This is a genomic window from Bacteroides sp. 51 (assembly GCF_010500965.1).
In the GTDB taxonomy this organism is placed as follows: Bacteria; Bacteroidota; Bacteroidia; order Bacteroidales; family Bacteroidaceae; genus Bacteroides.
The window spans coordinates 186,734-205,873 of sequence record NZ_QVMI01000001.1 but is presented as its reverse complement, the minus strand read 5'-3'; the positions used below and the strand labels follow the sequence as shown (position 1 = coordinate 205,873).

The 19,140-nt window shown below is 43.2% G+C and carries 10 protein-coding genes; 9 read left to right on the top strand and 1 reads right to left on the bottom strand.

All coding sequences use genetic code 11. The features are described 5' to 3' along the window. Positions 1–4: 4 nt before the first annotated feature. The 4 genes from D0T87_RS00670 to D0T87_RS00655 all read left to right on the top strand — a co-directional run bounded on the left by D0T87_RS00670 (position 5) and on the right by D0T87_RS00655 (position 4,683). Positions 5–610 (top strand): SIS domain-containing protein, encoded by a 606-nt coding sequence (locus D0T87_RS00670; protein ID WP_163171822.1) that lies wholly within the window; start codon positions 5–7, stop codon positions 608–610. Then, positions 598–1,530 carry a carbohydrate kinase gene (locus D0T87_RS00665; RefSeq protein WP_163171820.1) on the top strand — a complete coding sequence of 311 codons (933 nt, stop codon included), beginning with the start codon at positions 598–600 and terminating at the stop codon, positions 1,528–1,530. Before D0T87_RS00670 ends, D0T87_RS00665 begins: the two co-directional genes overlap by 13 nt. Before the next feature lie 70 nt (positions 1,531–1,600). Continuing rightward, a complete protein-coding gene (locus D0T87_RS00660; protein WP_163171818.1) occupies positions 1,601–2,668 on the top strand; it encodes a tyrosine-protein phosphatase in 1,068 nt (355 codons plus the stop codon). A gap of 77 nt (positions 2,669–2,745) precedes the next feature. Then, positions 2,746–4,683 (top strand): DEAD/DEAH box helicase, encoded by a 1,938-nt coding sequence (locus D0T87_RS00655; protein ID WP_163171816.1) that lies wholly within the window; start codon positions 2,746–2,748, stop codon positions 4,681–4,683. A gap of 649 nt (positions 4,684–5,332) precedes the next feature. Here the strand turns inward: D0T87_RS00655 and D0T87_RS00650 are convergent. Continuing rightward, on the bottom strand, positions 5,333–8,173 hold the full coding sequence (locus D0T87_RS00650) for a triple tyrosine motif-containing protein (protein WP_163171814.1): 2,841 nt from the start codon (positions 8,171–8,173) through the stop codon (positions 5,333–5,335). Between the two features lie 359 nt (positions 8,174–8,532). Here D0T87_RS00650 and D0T87_RS00645 point away from each other — a divergent pair, with 359 nt between their 5' ends. The 5 genes from D0T87_RS00645 to D0T87_RS00625 all read left to right on the top strand — a co-directional run bounded on the left by D0T87_RS00645 (position 8,533) and on the right by D0T87_RS00625 (position 19,064). Further along, positions 8,533–11,670 (top strand): TonB-dependent receptor, encoded by a 3,138-nt coding sequence (locus tag D0T87_RS00645; protein WP_163171812.1) that lies wholly within the window; start codon positions 8,533–8,535, stop codon positions 11,668–11,670. Positions 11,671–11,684: 14 nt separating this feature from the next. Beyond that, complete coding sequence (locus D0T87_RS00640) at positions 11,685–13,346, top strand: RagB/SusD family nutrient uptake outer membrane protein (RefSeq protein ID WP_163171810.1); 1,662 nt, start codon at positions 11,685–11,687, stop codon at positions 13,344–13,346. A gap of 21 nt (positions 13,347–13,367) precedes the next feature. After that, positions 13,368–13,922: a hypothetical protein gene (locus D0T87_RS00635; protein ID WP_163171808.1), complete on the top strand. Its 555-nt coding sequence runs from the start codon at positions 13,368–13,370 to the stop codon at positions 13,920–13,922. A gap of 113 nt (positions 13,923–14,035) precedes the next feature. Next, positions 14,036–16,717 (top strand): glycoside hydrolase family 2 TIM barrel-domain containing protein, encoded by a 2,682-nt coding sequence (locus D0T87_RS00630; RefSeq protein ID WP_163171806.1) that lies wholly within the window; start codon positions 14,036–14,038, stop codon positions 16,715–16,717. 19 nt (positions 16,718–16,736) lie between these two features. Beyond that, a complete protein-coding gene (locus tag D0T87_RS00625) occupies positions 16,737–19,064 on the top strand; it encodes an alginate lyase family protein (RefSeq protein WP_163171804.1) in 2,328 nt (775 codons plus the stop codon). Positions 19,065–19,140 lie beyond the last annotated feature (76 nt).

Below are 19,140 nucleotides of genomic sequence, written 5' to 3'. Positions count from 1 at the left end.
ACAAATGATAAATTCTATCCAACAACTCTTGCAACAGGAGGCGCAAGCTGTCCTGAGCATACCCGTGACCGATGCCTACGAAAAGGCAGTGGCGCTGATTGTGGAGCAAGTCCACGTGAAAAGAGGAAAACTGGTAACCTCGGGTATGGGGAAAGCCGGCCAGATCGCGATGAACATCGCTACAACCTTCTGTTCCACCGGCATACCGGCGGTATTCCTGCACCCGAGCGAAGCCCAACATGGCGACTTGGGTATCTTACAAGAAAATGATCTCTTGCTACTCATTTCCAACTCCGGTAAAACCCGCGAGATTGTGGAGCTTACCCAACTGGCACATAATCTGAATCCGGACTTAAAGTTTATCGTGATAACCGCCAACCCTGAGAGCCCATTAGCTCAGGAGTCCGACGTGTGTCTTTGTACCGGTAAACCGGATGAAGTTTGCTTAATTGGAATGACTCCAACCACATCGACCACCGTAATGACCGTTATCGGCGATATACTGGTGGTCAAGACGATGGAGAAAACCGGATTCACAGTAGCCGACTATTCTAAGCGCCATCACGGCGGATATCTGGGAGAAAAATCGAGAAGCCTATGCGGAAAGTAATCGGAATAGGAGAAACCATACTGGATATCATTTTCCAGAACAATCAGCCTTCTGTAGCTGTGCCGGGCGGATCGGTATTTAACGGAATGATCTCCCTCGGACGGATGGGAGCCGACGTATCTTTTATCAGTGAGACGGGGAACGACAGGGTAGGGAATACCATATTGGAATTTATGCGCGAGAACAACCTGACGACCGAATACATGAGTGTATTCCCCGACGGAAAATCGCCCGTATCCTTAGCCTTCCTTGATGAAAACAGCGATGCGGAATATCTTTTTTATAAGGACTATCCGGCACAACGGCTGGATGTAGTCTTTCCTAAGATTCAGGAAGATGATATTGTGGTGTTCGGTTCATACTTTGCACTGAACCCTGTGCTCCGTGAGAAGGTGGTTGAATTCCTGGAACTGGCGAAAGAGAGAAAGGCTATCATCTATTATGATCCCAATTTCCGTAGCACGCATAAGGATGAGGCTATGAGGCTGACTTCGACTATTATCGAGAATCTGGAATACGCTCATATTGTACGTGGGTCAATAGAAGATTTCGAGAATATGTATAAGCTGAATGAGGTGGACCGCATTTATAAAGAAAAGATCCAGTTCTATTGTCCGAATTTCCTTTGTACAAATGGTGCCGAAGACATTTCGCTACGTACCCGGACAATTGCAAAAGAATATCCGGTTGAGCCATTGAAGACAGTGAGCAACATTGGCGCGGGAGATAATTTCAATGCAGGACTGATCTACGGATTACTAAAGTATAACATCCTTTATCGTGAACTCGATACCCTGAGCGAGGCGCAGTGGGATAAGATCGTGGAATGCGGAATGGAATTCTCTGCCGAAGTGTGCCGCACATTCTCGAATTCCGTATCATCGGAATTTGCCGCCTTAAAAAGTATTTACTTTCGCTAATAATAGCAAACAAATGCGGCTGTGTGTAGGGAATTTCTAACTTTGTATTATAAGTTTGGAGTAAGAGGCTATGTATAGACAACTATTTGGATGGTTGACAATGTTATTGCTTTGTCCATCCTGCTCGGATAATTCGCCCAGCATATCTGTGGTTTGCGAAGAAGATCCAAGAGTAGGACGGGGAAACTGTATCATAAAATGGGAGACGACCCCGGTTATCGAAGGCAAGGTAAAGATCTACGCCTCCACCGATCAGGACAAGATTCCCGAGAAGAATCCTATACTCACAGCCGATATCTCCGATCAATTGGCCACCATTGTAATCAGCGACCCCACGCAACGGTATTACTATAAGATGGTGTTCAACAACCGTTACCGCGTGGTCACGGCCAGTCGCAATTCCGTTATCCCCGGCATACAGAACTTTCGCGATATAGGCGGTTACGCTGCCGCCAAGGGAAAGAAAACCCGTTGGGGCATGTTATACCGTTCGGCACAGGTTGAAAGTTTGTCCTATTCTACGTTTAAGGAACTCAAGAATATTGGTATTAAAACGGTCATTGACCTGCGTACCCCTGAGGAAGTAGCCAAGACCCCCCGCTTGGAGGAACAAGGACTTAATGTCGTTCATATCCCTATCGGCTCTGTGAATGCCGACGATATTATGCAGAAAGTCCGCGAAGGAAAGATCAGAAATGACAGTATCTACCGGCTGATGTTGCGCGTAAACCGTGAAATGGTTATTTATTACCGGGCCGAGTACAAGAAGATGTTTGATCTGTTGAAGGAAGAAGATAACTATCCGGCTATGATCGTTTGTATGTCGGGCATGGACCGGACGGCCATCGCCTCGGCCATGATCCTCTCCGCCTTGGGAGTAAACGATGAAACCATCATGTCCGACTATCTTCGGAGCAATGATTTCTTTGACATTCCCCGTGCATCGGGCTATGGATACAGACTGCCGCGTCATGCACAAGAAGCCATAACTACCCTGTTCTCCGCCCGCGAGGGATTCCTGAATGCCGCCAAAAGCCAGGTAGAAAAGAGTTACGGCAATATTCCCACCTATCTGGATAAGGGACTCGGCCTGACGGAAGAGGATATACGCGACCTCCGCGGTGTACTCCTTCATTGATCGAATATTTGGGCGGAACTCATTGAAATTCAATAATTATCCGTACCTTTGCGCCCAAATTTATACAAAGATAATTGATGAAGAGTTTTGAAGAGCTGGGTGTTTCTCCGGAAATACGTAAAGCGATTGAAGAAATGGGGTATGTTTCCCCTATGCCCGTACAAGAAGAAGTAATACCGTATTTACTGGGAGAAAACAATGATGTTGTAGCTCTTGCGCAAACAGGAACTGGAAAAACGGCAGCTTTTGGCCTACCTATTATACAAAAGATTGATGTTGACGACCGTGCACCCCAATCACTGATACTTTGCCCTACCCGCGAACTATGTCTGCAAATCGCAGGCGACCTGAATGACTACTCTAAGTATATTGACGGACTGAAGGTTCTTCCTGTTTACGGAGGATCGTCTATTGACAGCCAGATACGCAGTCTGAAGAAAGGAGTACACATTATCGTAGCAACCCCAGGCCGGTTGCTCGACCTGATGGAACGGAAAACCGTTTCCCTGGCCACCATCCGCAACGTGATTATGGATGAGGCCGATGAAATGCTCAACATGGGTTTCACCGATAGCATCAACGCCATCTTGGCCGATGTACCCGAGGAGCGGAACACGCTATTGTTTTCGGCAACGATGGGACCGGACATTGCACGCATCGCAAAGAAATACCTCCGCGACGCCAAGGAAATAACCATCGGTCGCAAGAACGAAAGTACAAATAACGTAAAGCACATAGCATTTGTGGTTCATGCCAAGGATAAGTATGCTGCGCTGAAACGTATTGTCGACTATTACCCACAGATATACGGTATCATCTTCTGCCGTACCCGCAAGGAAACACAAGAGATTGCAGATAAGCTGATGCAGGAAGGCTATAACGCCGACTCGCTGCATGGCGAACTCTCGCAAGCGCAACGTGATGCGGTGATGCAGAAATTCCGTATCCGCAACCTGCAAATCCTCGTAGCAACCGATGTGGCTGCCCGCGGACTGGATGTGGACGATCTGACGCATGTGATCAACTACGGCTTGCCCGATGATACCGAAAGTTACACCCACCGTAGCGGTCGTACCGGACGTGCAGGGAAAACCGGAACTTCCATCGCCATTATAAACCTTCGCGAAAAGGGGAAGATGCGCGAAATAGAACGCATCATCAGCAAGAAGTTCGAACCGGGAGAGATGCCGACCAACAAGCAGATCTGTGAAAAGCAACTCCTGAAAGTAATTGATGATGTAGAGAAAGTAAAGGTAAACGAAGAGGAAATAGCCGACTATATGCCTTCTATTTACCGGAAACTGGAATGGCTGGACAAGGAAGATATCATCAAACGTATGGTATCTCTTGAGTTTAACCGCTTCCTGGAATATTACCGCGACCGTGAGGAAATTGAGATTCCGACCGATAGCCGCGGCGAACGCAACAGCGCCGGTTATGAACGCCGCGACCGTGGATCGTCGAGCGAAAAGATGAGTCGGAAAGCCGAAGCGGGTTTTACGCGTATCTTTATCAGTCTTGGAAAGGTAGATGGTTTCTACCCGGCACAACTCATTGACCTGGTCAACAAGAACCTGCAACGCCGCATACGTCTTGGCCGTATAGACCTGATGCGTAGTTTCTCTTTCTTCGAAGTGGAAGAAAAACAGGCGCAAACCGTATTGAAGGGATTGAATAATACCGTTTTCAACGGTAGAAAAGTAACCGTTGAGGTGGCCGGAGAAGAAACTCCTGCCGGCGGCGGACGGGGTGATAAGAAACGATTCGACTCTCCCAGACCTTCGGCAGGTAGAGCTGCAACAGGTGCGAAGAAAGAGTACCGGTCTTCTAAACCGGCTAGCAATGACGCTAAAGAATCTTCGCGGAAGAAAGATAAACCAAGCCGCGAGGAAAGGGGATATAACAACTCTCGTGGTCCAAAGAAACAAGACGACTGGAAGCAGTTCTTTAAGGGCGATGAGCCGGACTTTAGCGAAGAAGGCTGGGCAAGACGGAAGCCGAAGAATAAGAAGTAAATGTATCTCGTTTCACTCATTTCTGTAGGGTTTTGATGTAAATGATTTACTGTAGGGGCGGTTCGCGAACCGCCCGAAAATGGCTTCCTGTGTATTCTGGGCATTGGGCGGTTCGCGAACCGCCCCTACAGTTAACCTATTTCCCGTTTCCTTCCTTTCCACACCGTTATACACCTTTCCATCCTGTTTGTTCAAATATTAGCATTCCGCTAACCACACCATACATAGCGTTTTCTTAGAGAAAAAGCGTCATATCTCACACACCCCCTCGGAATGCCGATGGATAGGGACATTCAAAATCTGTATCTCACACAAAAGTAACATCCTAATGTCACAAGTCTCACGGATAGGCTCAATAAACCAGTTGCCCACGGTATGTATCCTTATTTAAAACATCACGAATTGTTATTTAATTCTTTTGATTTAAAACTATGATAGGTATCAAAAGACCCGGGTGTACCAGCCTAAAACACCCGGGTCTTTCCACCCAATACACCCGGGTGTTCCAATCAGAAACACCCGGGTCTTTTTCTATCCCAAGCACTGGCATGTTTAAAGAAAGCGCGTTGCTTGCGCGTCTTTTGCTTGTCTGTTAGTGCATTTATCCTACTGGTAAGCACCCCTGCGGGCATCACCGGAGTGTGGCTTATTATATCTTCTGCAAGAAGTCCGCCAGGTTATCATCAGAGGTCAGTTGTAGCTTCTTCCTCAACCGGTACCGGCCGATTTCAACACCTCTCACCGAGATATTCATCAGCGGAGCAATCTCCTTGGACATCAGGTCCATGCGGATATAGGCACACATCAACTTCTCTTTCTTATTCAGTTCCGGGAATCGCTGTTCCAGCTTCTCAAAGAAATGATGGTGGAGAGAGTCGAATGATGTCTCGAAAGAGCGCAAATCCTCATCATGTTCGATGTTCGTATCAATATGACTGATTAGTCGGAGCATCTTCCGGCGGATATTCGGCAGGTTTTCTTCGGTAATGGAGTGCGAAATGCCCACAGCCTCTTTCTTTATCTCCTGCAACATCTCGTTCTTGCGTACAATATTGAGCGTAGTCCGGATCAGCTCATCCGATTTGTGCGTGAGGTCTGCCTGAAGCTTTTCCTCTTTCAGCGAATCAATTTTCTGGTCTTTCAGTTCATTCTGTTTCTTCTGTTTCAGGATTTCCCGCTCTTTCTGTGCAATGGCTCTCTTCTGAGTCTTGCTCAGTTGATAGTAAGCATAGAACAAAAATCCGATAAAAGCAAGTGCATAAATCATATAAGACCACCAGGTGCGGTACCAGGGGGGTAGAATCTCGAAGTCGAAGGAAGTCGTGATCGGGTCCTTATCCTGACTTGTAATGATCTTAACGTGGAATGTGTATTTCCCTTCTTTAAGATTGGTATACTCCTTCGTGGTGTTTTCATTGTACTCGCTCCAGGCATCATTTGCGTCGCCTTCCAGCCGGTAAGAGTATAATGTCGAGATGGACTTATCGTAATTATTCACACTATATTCTATTCGCATCGAGTTATTCTTATAAGAAATAACGAGCGGCACATCATTATAAGCATAACTCCTTCCGTAGATCAGTGAATCTTTTCCTATGGTAAGATAAACCTTCCGTATCTGTAGGTTCAGCGGGTATTTCTTTGTGGTATTCTTGTCGAATTGCAACAACGAGAACCCTTCTTCCGTCCCGATAATAGCCTGATTGTTGTCGAATGTTTGAATATGCTCGAAGTCTTCTATCAGGAAGTCTTTCAGGTACGTTTCACTCTCATCCTTATGATAATTCTTTGTTTCGGCATTGTACCGGGCAAGTTTCAGTATGCCGTCGGCCACGTACCAGATATCCCCGTATTCATCCTGAAGAATATAGGTGTAGCTGGTTCTTCCATCCAACAACTCTTCCAGCCTGGTATACCTTTCCAGGCAATCCTTGATTTGGTTATAACGGAAAAGACCCTCGCGCGAGGCAATAACGATCTCATCGTCAATGCCCGATACATATACATTGTTTCCGATAGGCAATTCCTGATTATTATAGTTCTTTCCTGTTACCGATTTCAGGTCCGGCGACAAAGTCAACCGGTGCAGACCATGCTCTTTATTGGCCACCCATATCGCATTCGAAACTTTTTCTATATGCATTGATTTGGGCGAATAACCTCCTCCTTCCAGCATGTGCGATAGTTCCCACTTATTCCCATTCTTCTTCAACAGAAAGATTCCCGTATATGTTCCTGCCAGCAAAACATCGGGATGATAGCTGATTGTCTTGATCCACCAGATACCACGAATGCCACTTATACGCGATCTCTCTTCTCCGTCAATAACAATCAACGAATTGCTTCCTGCACAGAAAAGCTTGTCATCGTACTTTGTTGAGGACCATACCTGCCCCTCTGTTCCGGGAACAAGCACAGGGTTAACTTCTTTATGTAAGGAAGGTGGGTAACTTGTGGTATATAACCCCTGGTTAGTTCCCAGATACAGTTTCCCGTTATAATAATTCGATGTATACCCCGAGCCTATGGCCGTGCGGTTACTATATAAAAAGTACATCGGAGAGTTGAGGTTTACGCAGTCAATCCCATTGTCCAGCCCCAACCAAAGATTGTTCTCCCGGTCAAACTCCATGGAAAGGACGGTTTTGTTCTGCAAACCATTATGGATCGATATCTTCTCAGTCTCATTATTAGATACATTGAATAATAAAACCCCATCCTGAACCGACCCTAATGCAAGAAGCGAATCCTTCATCGCTGTGCAGAACAGCTGGTTTGAATGGAGGAATCCATCTGCCGGAGTTTCATATTTCGTCGTATGTATACCATCATATAAATATAGCCCATGCTGACTGGTGACAATCAGTATGTTGTTATTCAGCGGATATAAACCTACAATTTTACTTCTGCTGGCTTCCTGCGTGTTGGGTAGCGGGGTAAGCGTATTTCCGTTTAATATCATTAACCCCTCCCAGGTAGCAATATAGAATTTATTGTTGATGATGGCAGAGTGCATAATGCCCAAACCATAATTAATCTGTTTGATAGAATCATTCTCTAAATAAGTAATGTGGCGGTCGGCTTGGAAATATACCCGGTCGTCTGCAATTTGAATGTTCCACATATTGCCCGGTCTTTCATCTTTCAGACTGTCCGATAGACAAATATAGTCCAATCCACCGAACTTATTCGGGTTGAAATAGCCAAATTGCCGTAGCCCTCCTACATATATACGCCCGTCGTTTCCACATTTTATAGCGCGTGTTTTTGCATTATGAATGGAGTAGGTATTCCATGATGTGCCATCGTACTCCAATAACCCTTTGTTATTGGCAAAATACATCCATCCATTCTCATGCTGTGCCACCATCCAGTTCTGGTTGGCCGCTTTATATGTCTGACGGGTATAGTTGGTCACCGATCTTTGCCAGTTGGGAAAGACTTCTGAAACACATAGTAAAAGAAAAACGAGGAATAAGAAGTGTCTCATATGGTATTAGAGTTAAGTATAACAAAGTTAGAGGATAATTTGCTAAAAGCAAAAATAAAAGAAGTTTTAGACAGGCTCAAGAGAATAAAAGATAATCCTAATGTGTTGAATAACAGATTTCTTACTCAACCGTCACTACATCAGTTCGTAAATAATGAAAAGAAATGATGAGGCATAATGTGCTTTTATAGTATTGATTATCAGTAATATCTTGTAAATGTAGAGAAAGTGGTGATGTATTATAGATCACTTTCAATTGAGTTTTTGTTGTAGTGTTTTTTAAGAATTTGCGGCTCATCTAAACATATATTTGCACTATTGCCGGTTGGGCAATCATTTATTAACAAAATCTATTTATTATGAGAGAAAAGAACTATTCTAAGAAAGCGATGCAGCTACTCTCACTCTGCTGTCTGTTCTTTCTTTATTCTGTGGGGCTTTCTGCTCAGAGCAGTGTAACTGTTCAGGGACAGATTCTTGATGCAACATCACAAGAACCTCTTATCGGTGTATCTGTTTTAGAAAAGGGTACAACAAACGGAACCATCACCGACTTTGATGGTAAATTCTCAATTAAAGTAAATGCTGGTGCAATGGTGTCCTTTTCTTATATAGGATATCTGACTCAGGAAATGAAAGCGGAAAACGTAAAAGGCACTATTCTACTCAAAGAAGATTCCAAAACGCTGGATGAGGTAGTCGTAGTGGGATATGGAGTTCAAAAGAAAGTGAATCTTTCGGGTGCGGTTTCTGCTATTGAAGGAGATGCGATTGCCTCTAAGCCTTCGAGCGATGTGCTTACTTCACTTCAGGGTGAAATGCCTGGTGTTGCAGTATTAAGAAGTAGTGGACAGCCCGGTTCAGAAACTTCGGGTATGCGTATTCGTGGCTTTTCATCGACTAATGATACACAAACTTTGGTGTTGATTGATGGTATAGAAGGCGATCTTACACTCTTGAACCCCAGTGATATTGAATCTATTTCAGTTCTGAAAGACGCTGCTGCTTCTGCTATTTATGGTGCGCGGGCAGCGGCTGGAGTTGTTCTTGTTACAACAAAAAACGGGAAGAGTGGTAAGCCTCAGATTACTTACAATGGATACTTTGCTGTTAACTCTCCGGGTAATATGCCCGAACGTCTTCCGGCATGGGAAGAGCAAATGCTTATTAATGAATCGCGTGTAAATACCGGCGGTACTCCCGAGTGGAATGATGAACAAAGTTCATGGATTGGAAATCCTAACTTTAACTATCGTGAGAATCCAACGAATAATCGCTGGGATTTCTTTCAGGCCACAAACTGGATAGACGAAGGAGTTAAGGATTATACTACTCAGCACAACCATTCGGTTTCTGTTAGCGGGGGAACAAAAGACCTTAATTATCTGGTATCTGCCAACTACTTCACAAAAGATGGTTTATTGAAATATGGTCCCGATAGCAATGAACGTTTCAATTTACGTGCAAAGATTAATGCAGAATTGAACGACTATCTTTCTTTTAGTTTGAATGCAAATTATCAAGGTAAGTTTACGGAAGATTCTCCTTATGGAGCAACCAATATTCTGGAACGTCTTTATCGCGTTCGTGGTCGTCAGCCAATATACAACCCCGAAGAAGATATTAATGAAAGCCCCTATAATGGTGACTTGCAACAGAATGCCATAGATATTATGAAAAATGGCGGTACTAGAAAGAGTCAGTACGAAACTTTTATGGCTAAAGGTACATTAACTATTAAGAATGTAGTAAAAGGACTTCGGGTTAATTTGAGTGCTTCACGAAAGGCTGGATATTATTCACAAGAAACTAAAAAGCGTCATTTGATCTGGTATAATCGCGTAGGTGCTGTAGATCCTCCCCGTTTTCAGGTGAATAATCCGAATGAACTGAATAAAAAGAAAAATAATGATTATCACGACCTTTTTGAAGCGACTGTTCATTATGATCTGAACTTGGGTAGACATACAATCAATTTGCTTGGTGGTTCTACATATGAGAATTATCGTAAAGACGAAATTGAAGGTACAGCAAAGAATATGATATCTAATGATTTCTTTTCTTTCAATTACTATGATACTTCAGAAGCTTCAAATACTACATTGAAAGACTTGATCGAACCTTGGTCAATAATGTCATACTTTGGTCGCATTAACTACAACTTTTCAGATCGCTATTTGTTCGAAGCTAATGTACGTTATGACGGTAGCTCACGTCTTGATCCGGACAAGCGTTGGAAAGCTTTCCCTTCATTCTCTGTAGCATGGAGAATTAACGAAGAAAAGTGGTTCAATATAGAGCAGATCAATAATCTTAAAGTGCGTGCTTCTTGGGGGCAATTGGGTAATGGCGCGGTATTAGGCCTTTATGACTACCTGCCATTAATTTCCAGTGGTAAATATCAGGGTGATGGTTTCTATTACCAAGATGTATTAGCTTCAAAATCAAAAACCTGGGAAACCATTGAATCTACGAATATTGGTCTTGATTTAGGTTTACTCAACAACCGGTTGAATATTACTGCTGATTATTATTGGAAGTATAATAATGATATGTTGGCTACAGTGAATCTCCCTACGCAGATTGGTATTAAAACACCTAATGCTAACGTTGGTAAACTCAAAACATGGGGATGGGACTTTGTGATTGGTTGGAAGGACAAAATCAAAGATGTTAACTATCAGGTTAGCTTCAATATATCCGATAGCCAAAACGAACTGGTTGAATATAATGGAATTGATGTAGTTTCGGCTGGGACAGTAAAGCTGCTCGAAGGTTACCCTATCAACTCAATTTGGGGATACAAAACCGATGGATACTGGAAAAGCCGTGAAGAATATCTCGAATATCAAAAAGCCCATCCTGGATACGAATCATTCCAAAATGGTAAAGTTTCCGGTGGTGATGTTAAATATGTAGCACAAGGGGATGGCAATCATAAGATAGGTTCAGGCGAAGGAAAACCTGGCGATTCTGGCGACTTGGTTTGTTTAGGAAACACAACAGGAAGATATCTGTATGGTATTAACCTTGCTGCTCAATGGAAGGGATTTGACTTCTCAATGATGTTCCAAGGTGTTGGAAAGCGTAAAATACTGGTAAACTCGGGAACATTAGCGCCATTAAGCCAAACTTCATTAATGCCTTGGACAATTCATCGCGATTATTGTCAGGTTGATGCCGAAGGCAACTTGATTAAAGAAGGGTATTGGCCACGGTTGTATAACTACAATAACCAGGAAGCATTTAACTATCATCCTTCCGATAAATGGGTGCAGGATGCTTCATATATTCGTCTTAAGAACGTAACGTTAGGATATACCGTACCAGTTAAGAAGAATGTCCTTGAAAAACTAAGAGTTTATGTATCGGGCGCCGACCTTTGGGAACACAGCAACCTACTTTCGGTATTCGACCCCGAGGTTGGAAACGACGCTAAAGCAACTTATTATCCTTTCTTCCGCACATGGACAGTGGGTGTAAATGTTACATTTTAAATCGTAGACTTATTATGAAAAAGATATCATTATTATTAATCGCCTCAGTATTACTGTTTGCAGGCTGTGAGCTCGACAGGCTACCTGAAACTACATTGACTGATGCGGCATTCTGGAAAACAGAAAATGATTTGCGTGGTGCTTGTAACCGTTTATACGAACAATTGGGTGGATTCTGGCACGACAAACGTTCCGATGAGTTAGTAGGAACATCTGCCGATGATACTTCAAGTGGTAGCCGGTCTGTACCTTCCACAGACGATACAAACTGGCGTGACGTATATCGTAAGATATATGTGTCAAATAATATCTTGGCTAAGGCCGTGAATACCCCAATACCGGAAGATGCTAAAAACCGTTGGTTGGCCGAAGCTCGCTTCTTCCGTGCATACAACTATTTCGCACTTGCAAAACGTTATGGTGGTGTGCCGATGATGCTACAACCTTTCGACACAACAGATGATCCTGAGATACTTAAAGGACGTAATACCTTGGAAGAAGTTATTGCTCAATGTTATGAAGATTTAGACTTTGCAATACAATGGTTGCCCAAACACTCAGCGATTGCAGCTTCTTCTAGCGATTGGGGCCGGGCAAGCCGTTCATCGGCACTGGCAATGAAAGCTCGCATTGGACTTTATATTGGAACATTGACCAAATACCATAGCCTATCGGGTGGTGATGCCAAAGCACATCTTAAGATTGCACTTGATGCTTGTGAAGCAGTAATGAAAGAGGGACATTCTTTATTCCCGGATTTCCAAAAACTATTTTACTTTGATGGTGAAGGTTCTGGTAACAAAGAGAATATTTTTGTTAAGGTATATGGCCCTAATGGGGCACCTACAACTACTCACGGTAACTCTCGCCAAATGGAGAACTCTGTTTCTGTAACTCGCCAGATGGTAGACTTGTTCCTATACAATGATGGTCTTCCACGTGATAAATCAGTCAAGAAACCAGTTGTGGAAGATAGCTTTGATTCTGCTTTGGAAAATCGCGACCCACGATTACTGATGACTGTGTATAAAATAGGTGAAGAAGCATATAAAGGTGAATATCAACCATTCTCAAATCAACATGGCAACGGGTATTCTTTGAAGAAGGGATTTATGCTCGACCAATGGAGTACAAATAGTAAAGAGGATGTCGATAAAATGATTATTCGTTATGCTGAAGTTCTCGTTACTTATGCTGAAGCATTGTACGAATACAACGGTGCGATTACAAACAGCGAATTGGATAAAACCATTAATCTGATGCGTAATAGAGTAGGTTTCGATGTTAAATTAACTAATGAGTTCGTTGCAGCGAACAGTTTGAATATGCTTGAAGAAATTCGTCGTGAAAGAACAGTTGAATTTATCGATGAAAACATGAGGTATGATGATATTATCCGATGGAAAATTGCCGAGAATGTATTGCCTCAATATATTGTAGGTGCTAAGTTTGTGGACGATGAAACATCAAAAGCTCGCAAAGACCTACAGGCCCGTTTGACAGATGCAAATGGTATGCTAAATGGAGTGAAAGTTTACGATCAGGAAGACGTATATGTGATAGAACTTAAAGAATCTCGTCGTTTTGATCCGAAGAAGGACTATTTATATCCGATTCCATTGAACGAGATATCATTGACAGGCAATGCCATTGTTCAGAATCCAGGTTGGGAATAATTAAATAAAAAAATGAAAGTTATGAAATATATATTCAAATTGTTGGTAGCCGTATTGTGCTGCACATTTGTAGGCTGTGATAATGATGAGTGGGGCAATGGAGACCCTGCTATGGAACATGTATATTACTTTGGCTTTGAGAACTGGGGAGACAAAAACAATTTCAACAATAATAAAGTACAGTATAATGTAGACCAAGGTAGCACCATTGAAATCCCTGTTCAGTTCCATAGTGAACGTATTCGTTCGTATGATGTCGTGGTTTATTATTACGTATCCACTGGTGCTTCCGACTTGAAACGTGGAGTCGATTATCAAATAGTAGATGATAAAGGCACAGTACTGGAACCCGGTGCAGATAATGCCTTCTCTATGACTTTCTCGCAAGCAAAGAAGGACGTGAAGAATATTTATGTGAAAGCTCTGAACGTAAATAAAGGTTCTTTTGATGTCTTGACTTTTGATCCTGTGGCTGGCGAGATCTCTCATCCGGATAATATCGTTAATAGCCAAACAAAGGATTATGAAGTAAGAGCATTTACTAAAAATTATAAGGTAAAAGTGAACGTGAAGTAATTAGTTCCATAAGTATCAATAGGTATAAATGTGAAGAGTGTTGAGAGACAGAATCCTAGTTCATCATAGATATTCTGTCTCCTCCCTCTTCTTCTTAATTAAAATCCGTAGCCATGAAACATCGATTAATTCTTGCTTTTTTATTATTGTATTGTCCTTTGATCTCTCTTATCGCTCAGCGTGAACAGAAAACCATAAACGATGGATGGAGATTCTATAAAGGCGACATAACCAAGGCAGAAGAATCTTCTTTTAATGATAAAGATTGGGAAGTGGTTTCCATTCCCCACACATGGAATACGGATGCTTACACACATAAAGATTATTATAAAGGTAAGGGTTGGTATCGTAAAACCTTCTCCTTACCTCAATCTTGGAAAGATAAACAGATCTTCCTGAAATTCGAGGCTGCCAGTAAGGCTGCCCAGGTATATATTAACGGACAGTTGGTTGGCGAACATCGCGGTGGATACACTGCTTTTACTTTTGATGCCACACCTTACTGTTCATTCACTTCTCCTAATGTTATCGCTGTTTGTATAGACAACGGCTGTATAGATATCCCACCCATCTCTGGTGATTTCACCTTTTTCGGTGGCATATATCGGGATGTTTGGTTGATTGCAACGCATAAACAACATATAAACCTTACCAATATGGCCTCCGGGGGAATATTTATTCAAACCCCTCAGGTGTCCGGGAAAGAAGCCTCCCTTACGATTAAAGGGGAGATAAAGAACGATGCTCCGGTAAAATCACAAGTGGAATTGGAGCATACCATCATTACTCCCAATGGAGATATTCAACAGAAAATAAAGAGAACCATACGCCTGAATGCAGGTGAACTGTATGCGTTCAATGATATAGCGAAAACCATAATCAATCCTCAGTTATGGTCGCCCGAATCCCCCAATCTATATAAGGTTGAGACTGTAATCCGCGACAGTAAAACCAAAGAAATAAAAGATAAAGTAAGTCATTATACAGGTTTCCGTTGGTTTCGTTTTGATGCAGCCGAAGGTTTTTTCCTGAACGATAAGCCTTATAAACTCAGAGGCATGTGCCGTCACCAGGACCAGAAGCCTTATGGTGTAGCACTGCTCGACGAAACCCATCGTCGCGATATGCTATTGATGAAAGATATGGGGATAAACTTTCTGCGTATTTCCCACTATCCGCAAGATGCTGCCATCCTCGAACAATGCGATAAATTGGGCATCCTTGCCTGGGAAGAGATTCCTGTGATTGATATTGTACCGGATACCGATGGCTATGGCGATGCTTGCGAACAAAACCTTCACGAAATGATACGGCAACATTATAATCATCCTTCGGTGATTACCTGGGGATATATGAATGAGATTCTTCTTGTCACCCAACGTCGTTATAAAACAGAACAAGAATTGAAACCAGTTCTTGAACGGACACTTACGCTGGCAAATCGTTTAGAGAAAGCACTAAAGGAAGAAGACCCTTACCGGATAAGCACCATGGCATTTCACGGTAGTAATTCATATAATACCGTTGGATTGGGAGAAATTACGGATATTGTCGGTTGGAACCTTTATCAGGGTTGGTATGGTGGAACCTTTAGCGGATTCGATCGCTTCCTGGAAGATCAGCATAAGAAGCACCCCACTCACCCTATGATTGTGAGCGAATATGGTGCAGGCTCCGATAAACGGCTTCACTCCCTGGCTCCTAAAAGTTTTGACTTTAGCATAGAGTATCAACAGGCTTATCTGGAACACTATATTCCTGTCATTGAACGGGAGAAATACATCATGGGAGGTACTCACTGGAACTTTATAGACTTCTCGTCGGCTCTGCGTGATGAATCCATGCCACGTATCAACAATAAAGGATTGGTTTATGCCGACCGTACGCCTAAAGATGTATTTTACTATTATAAATCCGTATTCCGTAAGGACATCCCGGTGTTGCATGTGGCTTCCAGGGATTGGGACAACAGAGCAGGAGTGCAGGATGGCGACAACCCTGTCATGCAACCGGTGAAGATTTATACCAACCTGCCCGAGGTAGAACTTTTTATGAATGGAACCTCTTTGGGTAAAAAGAAAAGCGAGAATTATACCGTAGTCTATTCCGTACCGTTTTCTACCGGCGAACATATGCTTCGGGCTGTTGCGGTATCCAAAGATGGCGACTGGCTTGAAGATGGTGTACGTGTTCGCTTCCTTGCCATTCCTTTACAATTCGATAAGAACTCGATCAATGGGGTAGAATTGGCGATAAATGTAGGTAGTAACTGTTTCTTTGCTGGCGAAGAAAACAACCTGGTATGGCTACCCGATCAACCATATGTAACGGGGTCATGGGGATATTTACCCACAAAGGGTCAAACAGAAAACCAAACAGAAGGTCGAACTAAGAATAATACACCGGGCAGCACCCAAACCGAAATTATAAATACCACCGATGGGCCTCTTTTCCAGACTATGCAGATAAATCCTGCCGGATATCGTTTTGATGTGCCCGATGGTACGTATGAGGTAGAACTACTCTTTACCGATATATTCCGCCCGACGGAGAAACTTGCTTATCAATTATCCGGTGAAAAGGAAGATATGGCCGTTCAGGAGAATGCTTTCCATATTTACATGAACGGCGTTCGCGTAGAAGAAGCCTACTCACCGGGGAAAGCTGCCGGATACTTTCATGCAACCCGTAAGCGTTTTATTGTTCCGGCAAATGGCGATGGCGTTCAGGTGCGCCTTGAAAATGTAAGCGGAAGGAGCTTCCTGAGCGGAATCAAGCTAAGAAAACTTATTTGAAAACATAGAATCGTATACCATGAAAAAGAAAAGTACAATCATTGTATTGCTTTTGGTCTGGATGGTGGGAGTAAACGCGCAGTCCATCTGGAATCCGGAGCATTTAAAAGAAGTAAAAGAGTCACTTCATAAACCTGCTTATGCAACAGCTTATCAGGCTTTGTTGGATGATGCAGAGAAAGCACTAACCATGGAGCCTCTTTCTGTGATAATGAAAGACAAAACTCCGGCTAGTGGAAGTAAACATGATTATATGAGTCAGGCCCGTTACTTCTGGCCCGATCCTACAAAGCCCGATGGATTACCGTATATTCAACGTGATGGTGAATCGAATCCCGAACTTGAGAAGCTTGACCGTGTACGTTTGGGTGAGTTTGCCGAAAGAGTAACAACGCTATCATTGGCCTGGTATTTCAGCGGTGATGAGAAATATGCGCGGAAAGCAACAGAACTGATCAGGATATGGTTCTTTGATAAGGCAACCAAAATGAATCCCAACCTGAATTATGCACAAGTGGTTCCCGGGCGTAATAACGATAAAGGGCGTTGTTATGGGGTAATTGATACTTACTCATTCGTAGAGATGCTGGATGGCGTACAATTATTAGAGCAATCCAAGTCATTCACCGCTAAAGATTCAAAACAACTTAAAGCCTGGTTCGGAGAACTTTCGAACTGGATATTGACCAGTGAACAAGGTCAGGAAGAGTCAAGTCAGAAAAACAACCATGCTGTTGCCCATGATGCTCAGGTTATCGCTTTTGCTATTTATTCGGGTAAAAAAGATGTTGCCGAACGTTTGATAAAAGAATTTCCCCAGAAGCGTATCTTTACTCAAATAGAACCCGATGGCCGTCAGCCCCAGGAGTTAAGAAGAACGCTTGCTTTCGGGTATTCCCAGTTTAATCTGCATCATATGATTGATATTTTTCTGATGGCACAGAAAATGGGTATATCCATTGATGATTCCACCTCTCCCGATGGTCGCAATTTCTATAAAGCTGTAGATTACATAACCCCATATTTAGGAAAAGATGTTTCTGAGTGGCCTTACGAACAAATAAGTGAGTGGGAAGTAAAACAACAGAAACTTAGTGAGGACCTATATCGGATATATACTTTTAATCCTTCCCGTACTGATTATCTGCATCTATATAGAACCCATATTGAAATCAGCTGGAAAGACCGTTTCAATCTGCTTTATGTCAAAGCTGATGTAGTAGATAACGCTTTTGCTTTTGCTACCGGTCAGTTGAAATATGCGATGGAATGCACTGAAAAAGCCAAAAGGGAAGCAGCAAACAAGAAACTCGTAAGCCCCCGTACGGTAGAGAAAGACGGTAGCCTGCGCCTTGTTGCACCACGCGACTGGTGTTCGGGTTTCTTTCCGGGTAGCTTGTGGCAGATGTATGCTTATAATCACCAGAGTTACTGGCGTCAGCAGGCTGTTAGCTATACCTGGCCTATTGAGGAGATGAAACGGTTTACAGGTACACACGATCTGGGTTTTATTATTTACAACTCTTTCGGTCAGGCTTATCATCTTACAGGCGAAAGATCCTATAAAGATGTCGCTCTGCAAGCTGCTAAATCTTTAATCTCACGGTATCGTGAGTCGGTAAAAGCCATTCGTTCGTGGGACCATAATAAAGACAAGTGGGATTTTCCGGTGATTATCGACAATATGCTGAACCTTGAACTTCTGTTCTGGGCAACACAAGAAACCGGCGATTCCATCTATCATAAAATAGCGGTGAATCATGCGAATACGACATTGAAGAATCACTTCCGCAATGATTATTCGTCCTATCATGTGGTTAGTTACGATACTATTACCGGGCAGGTGGCTGCTAAGGCAACTCATCAGGGAATCCATGATGAATCTATCTGGAGCCGCGGACAAGCCTGGGGACTGTATGGTTACACAATGTGTTACCGTTTTACCAAAGACCCGGCTTATCTGGAACAAGCGGAAAAGATCGCAGGGTTCTTCTTTAACCTGTCCGATATGCCGGCTGATCTGATTCCTTATTGGGACATGAAAGACCCGGCCATACCACAATCACCACGTGATGCGTCGGCTGCTACGGTTTTTGCTTCCGGCTTGTATGAACTTGCAGGGTATGCTGCTGCACCAATGAATGCTACGTATAGGAAATGGGCGGATACGATTATTGATAATCTTGAAGCGCATTATCAGGCAAAGAGCGGAACGGAACAAGGGTTTCTGTTGCTGCATTCTACTGGGAATTATCCTAAAAATGATGAGATAGATTCACCTATTTCTTATGCAGACTATTACTATCTTGAGGCGCTATTACGGCAGGCTGGGATTACAAATTATTAAAACTGTAGGGGCGGTTCGCGAACCGCCCAATGCACAGAATGCACAGGAAACCATTTACGGGCGGTTCGCGAACCGC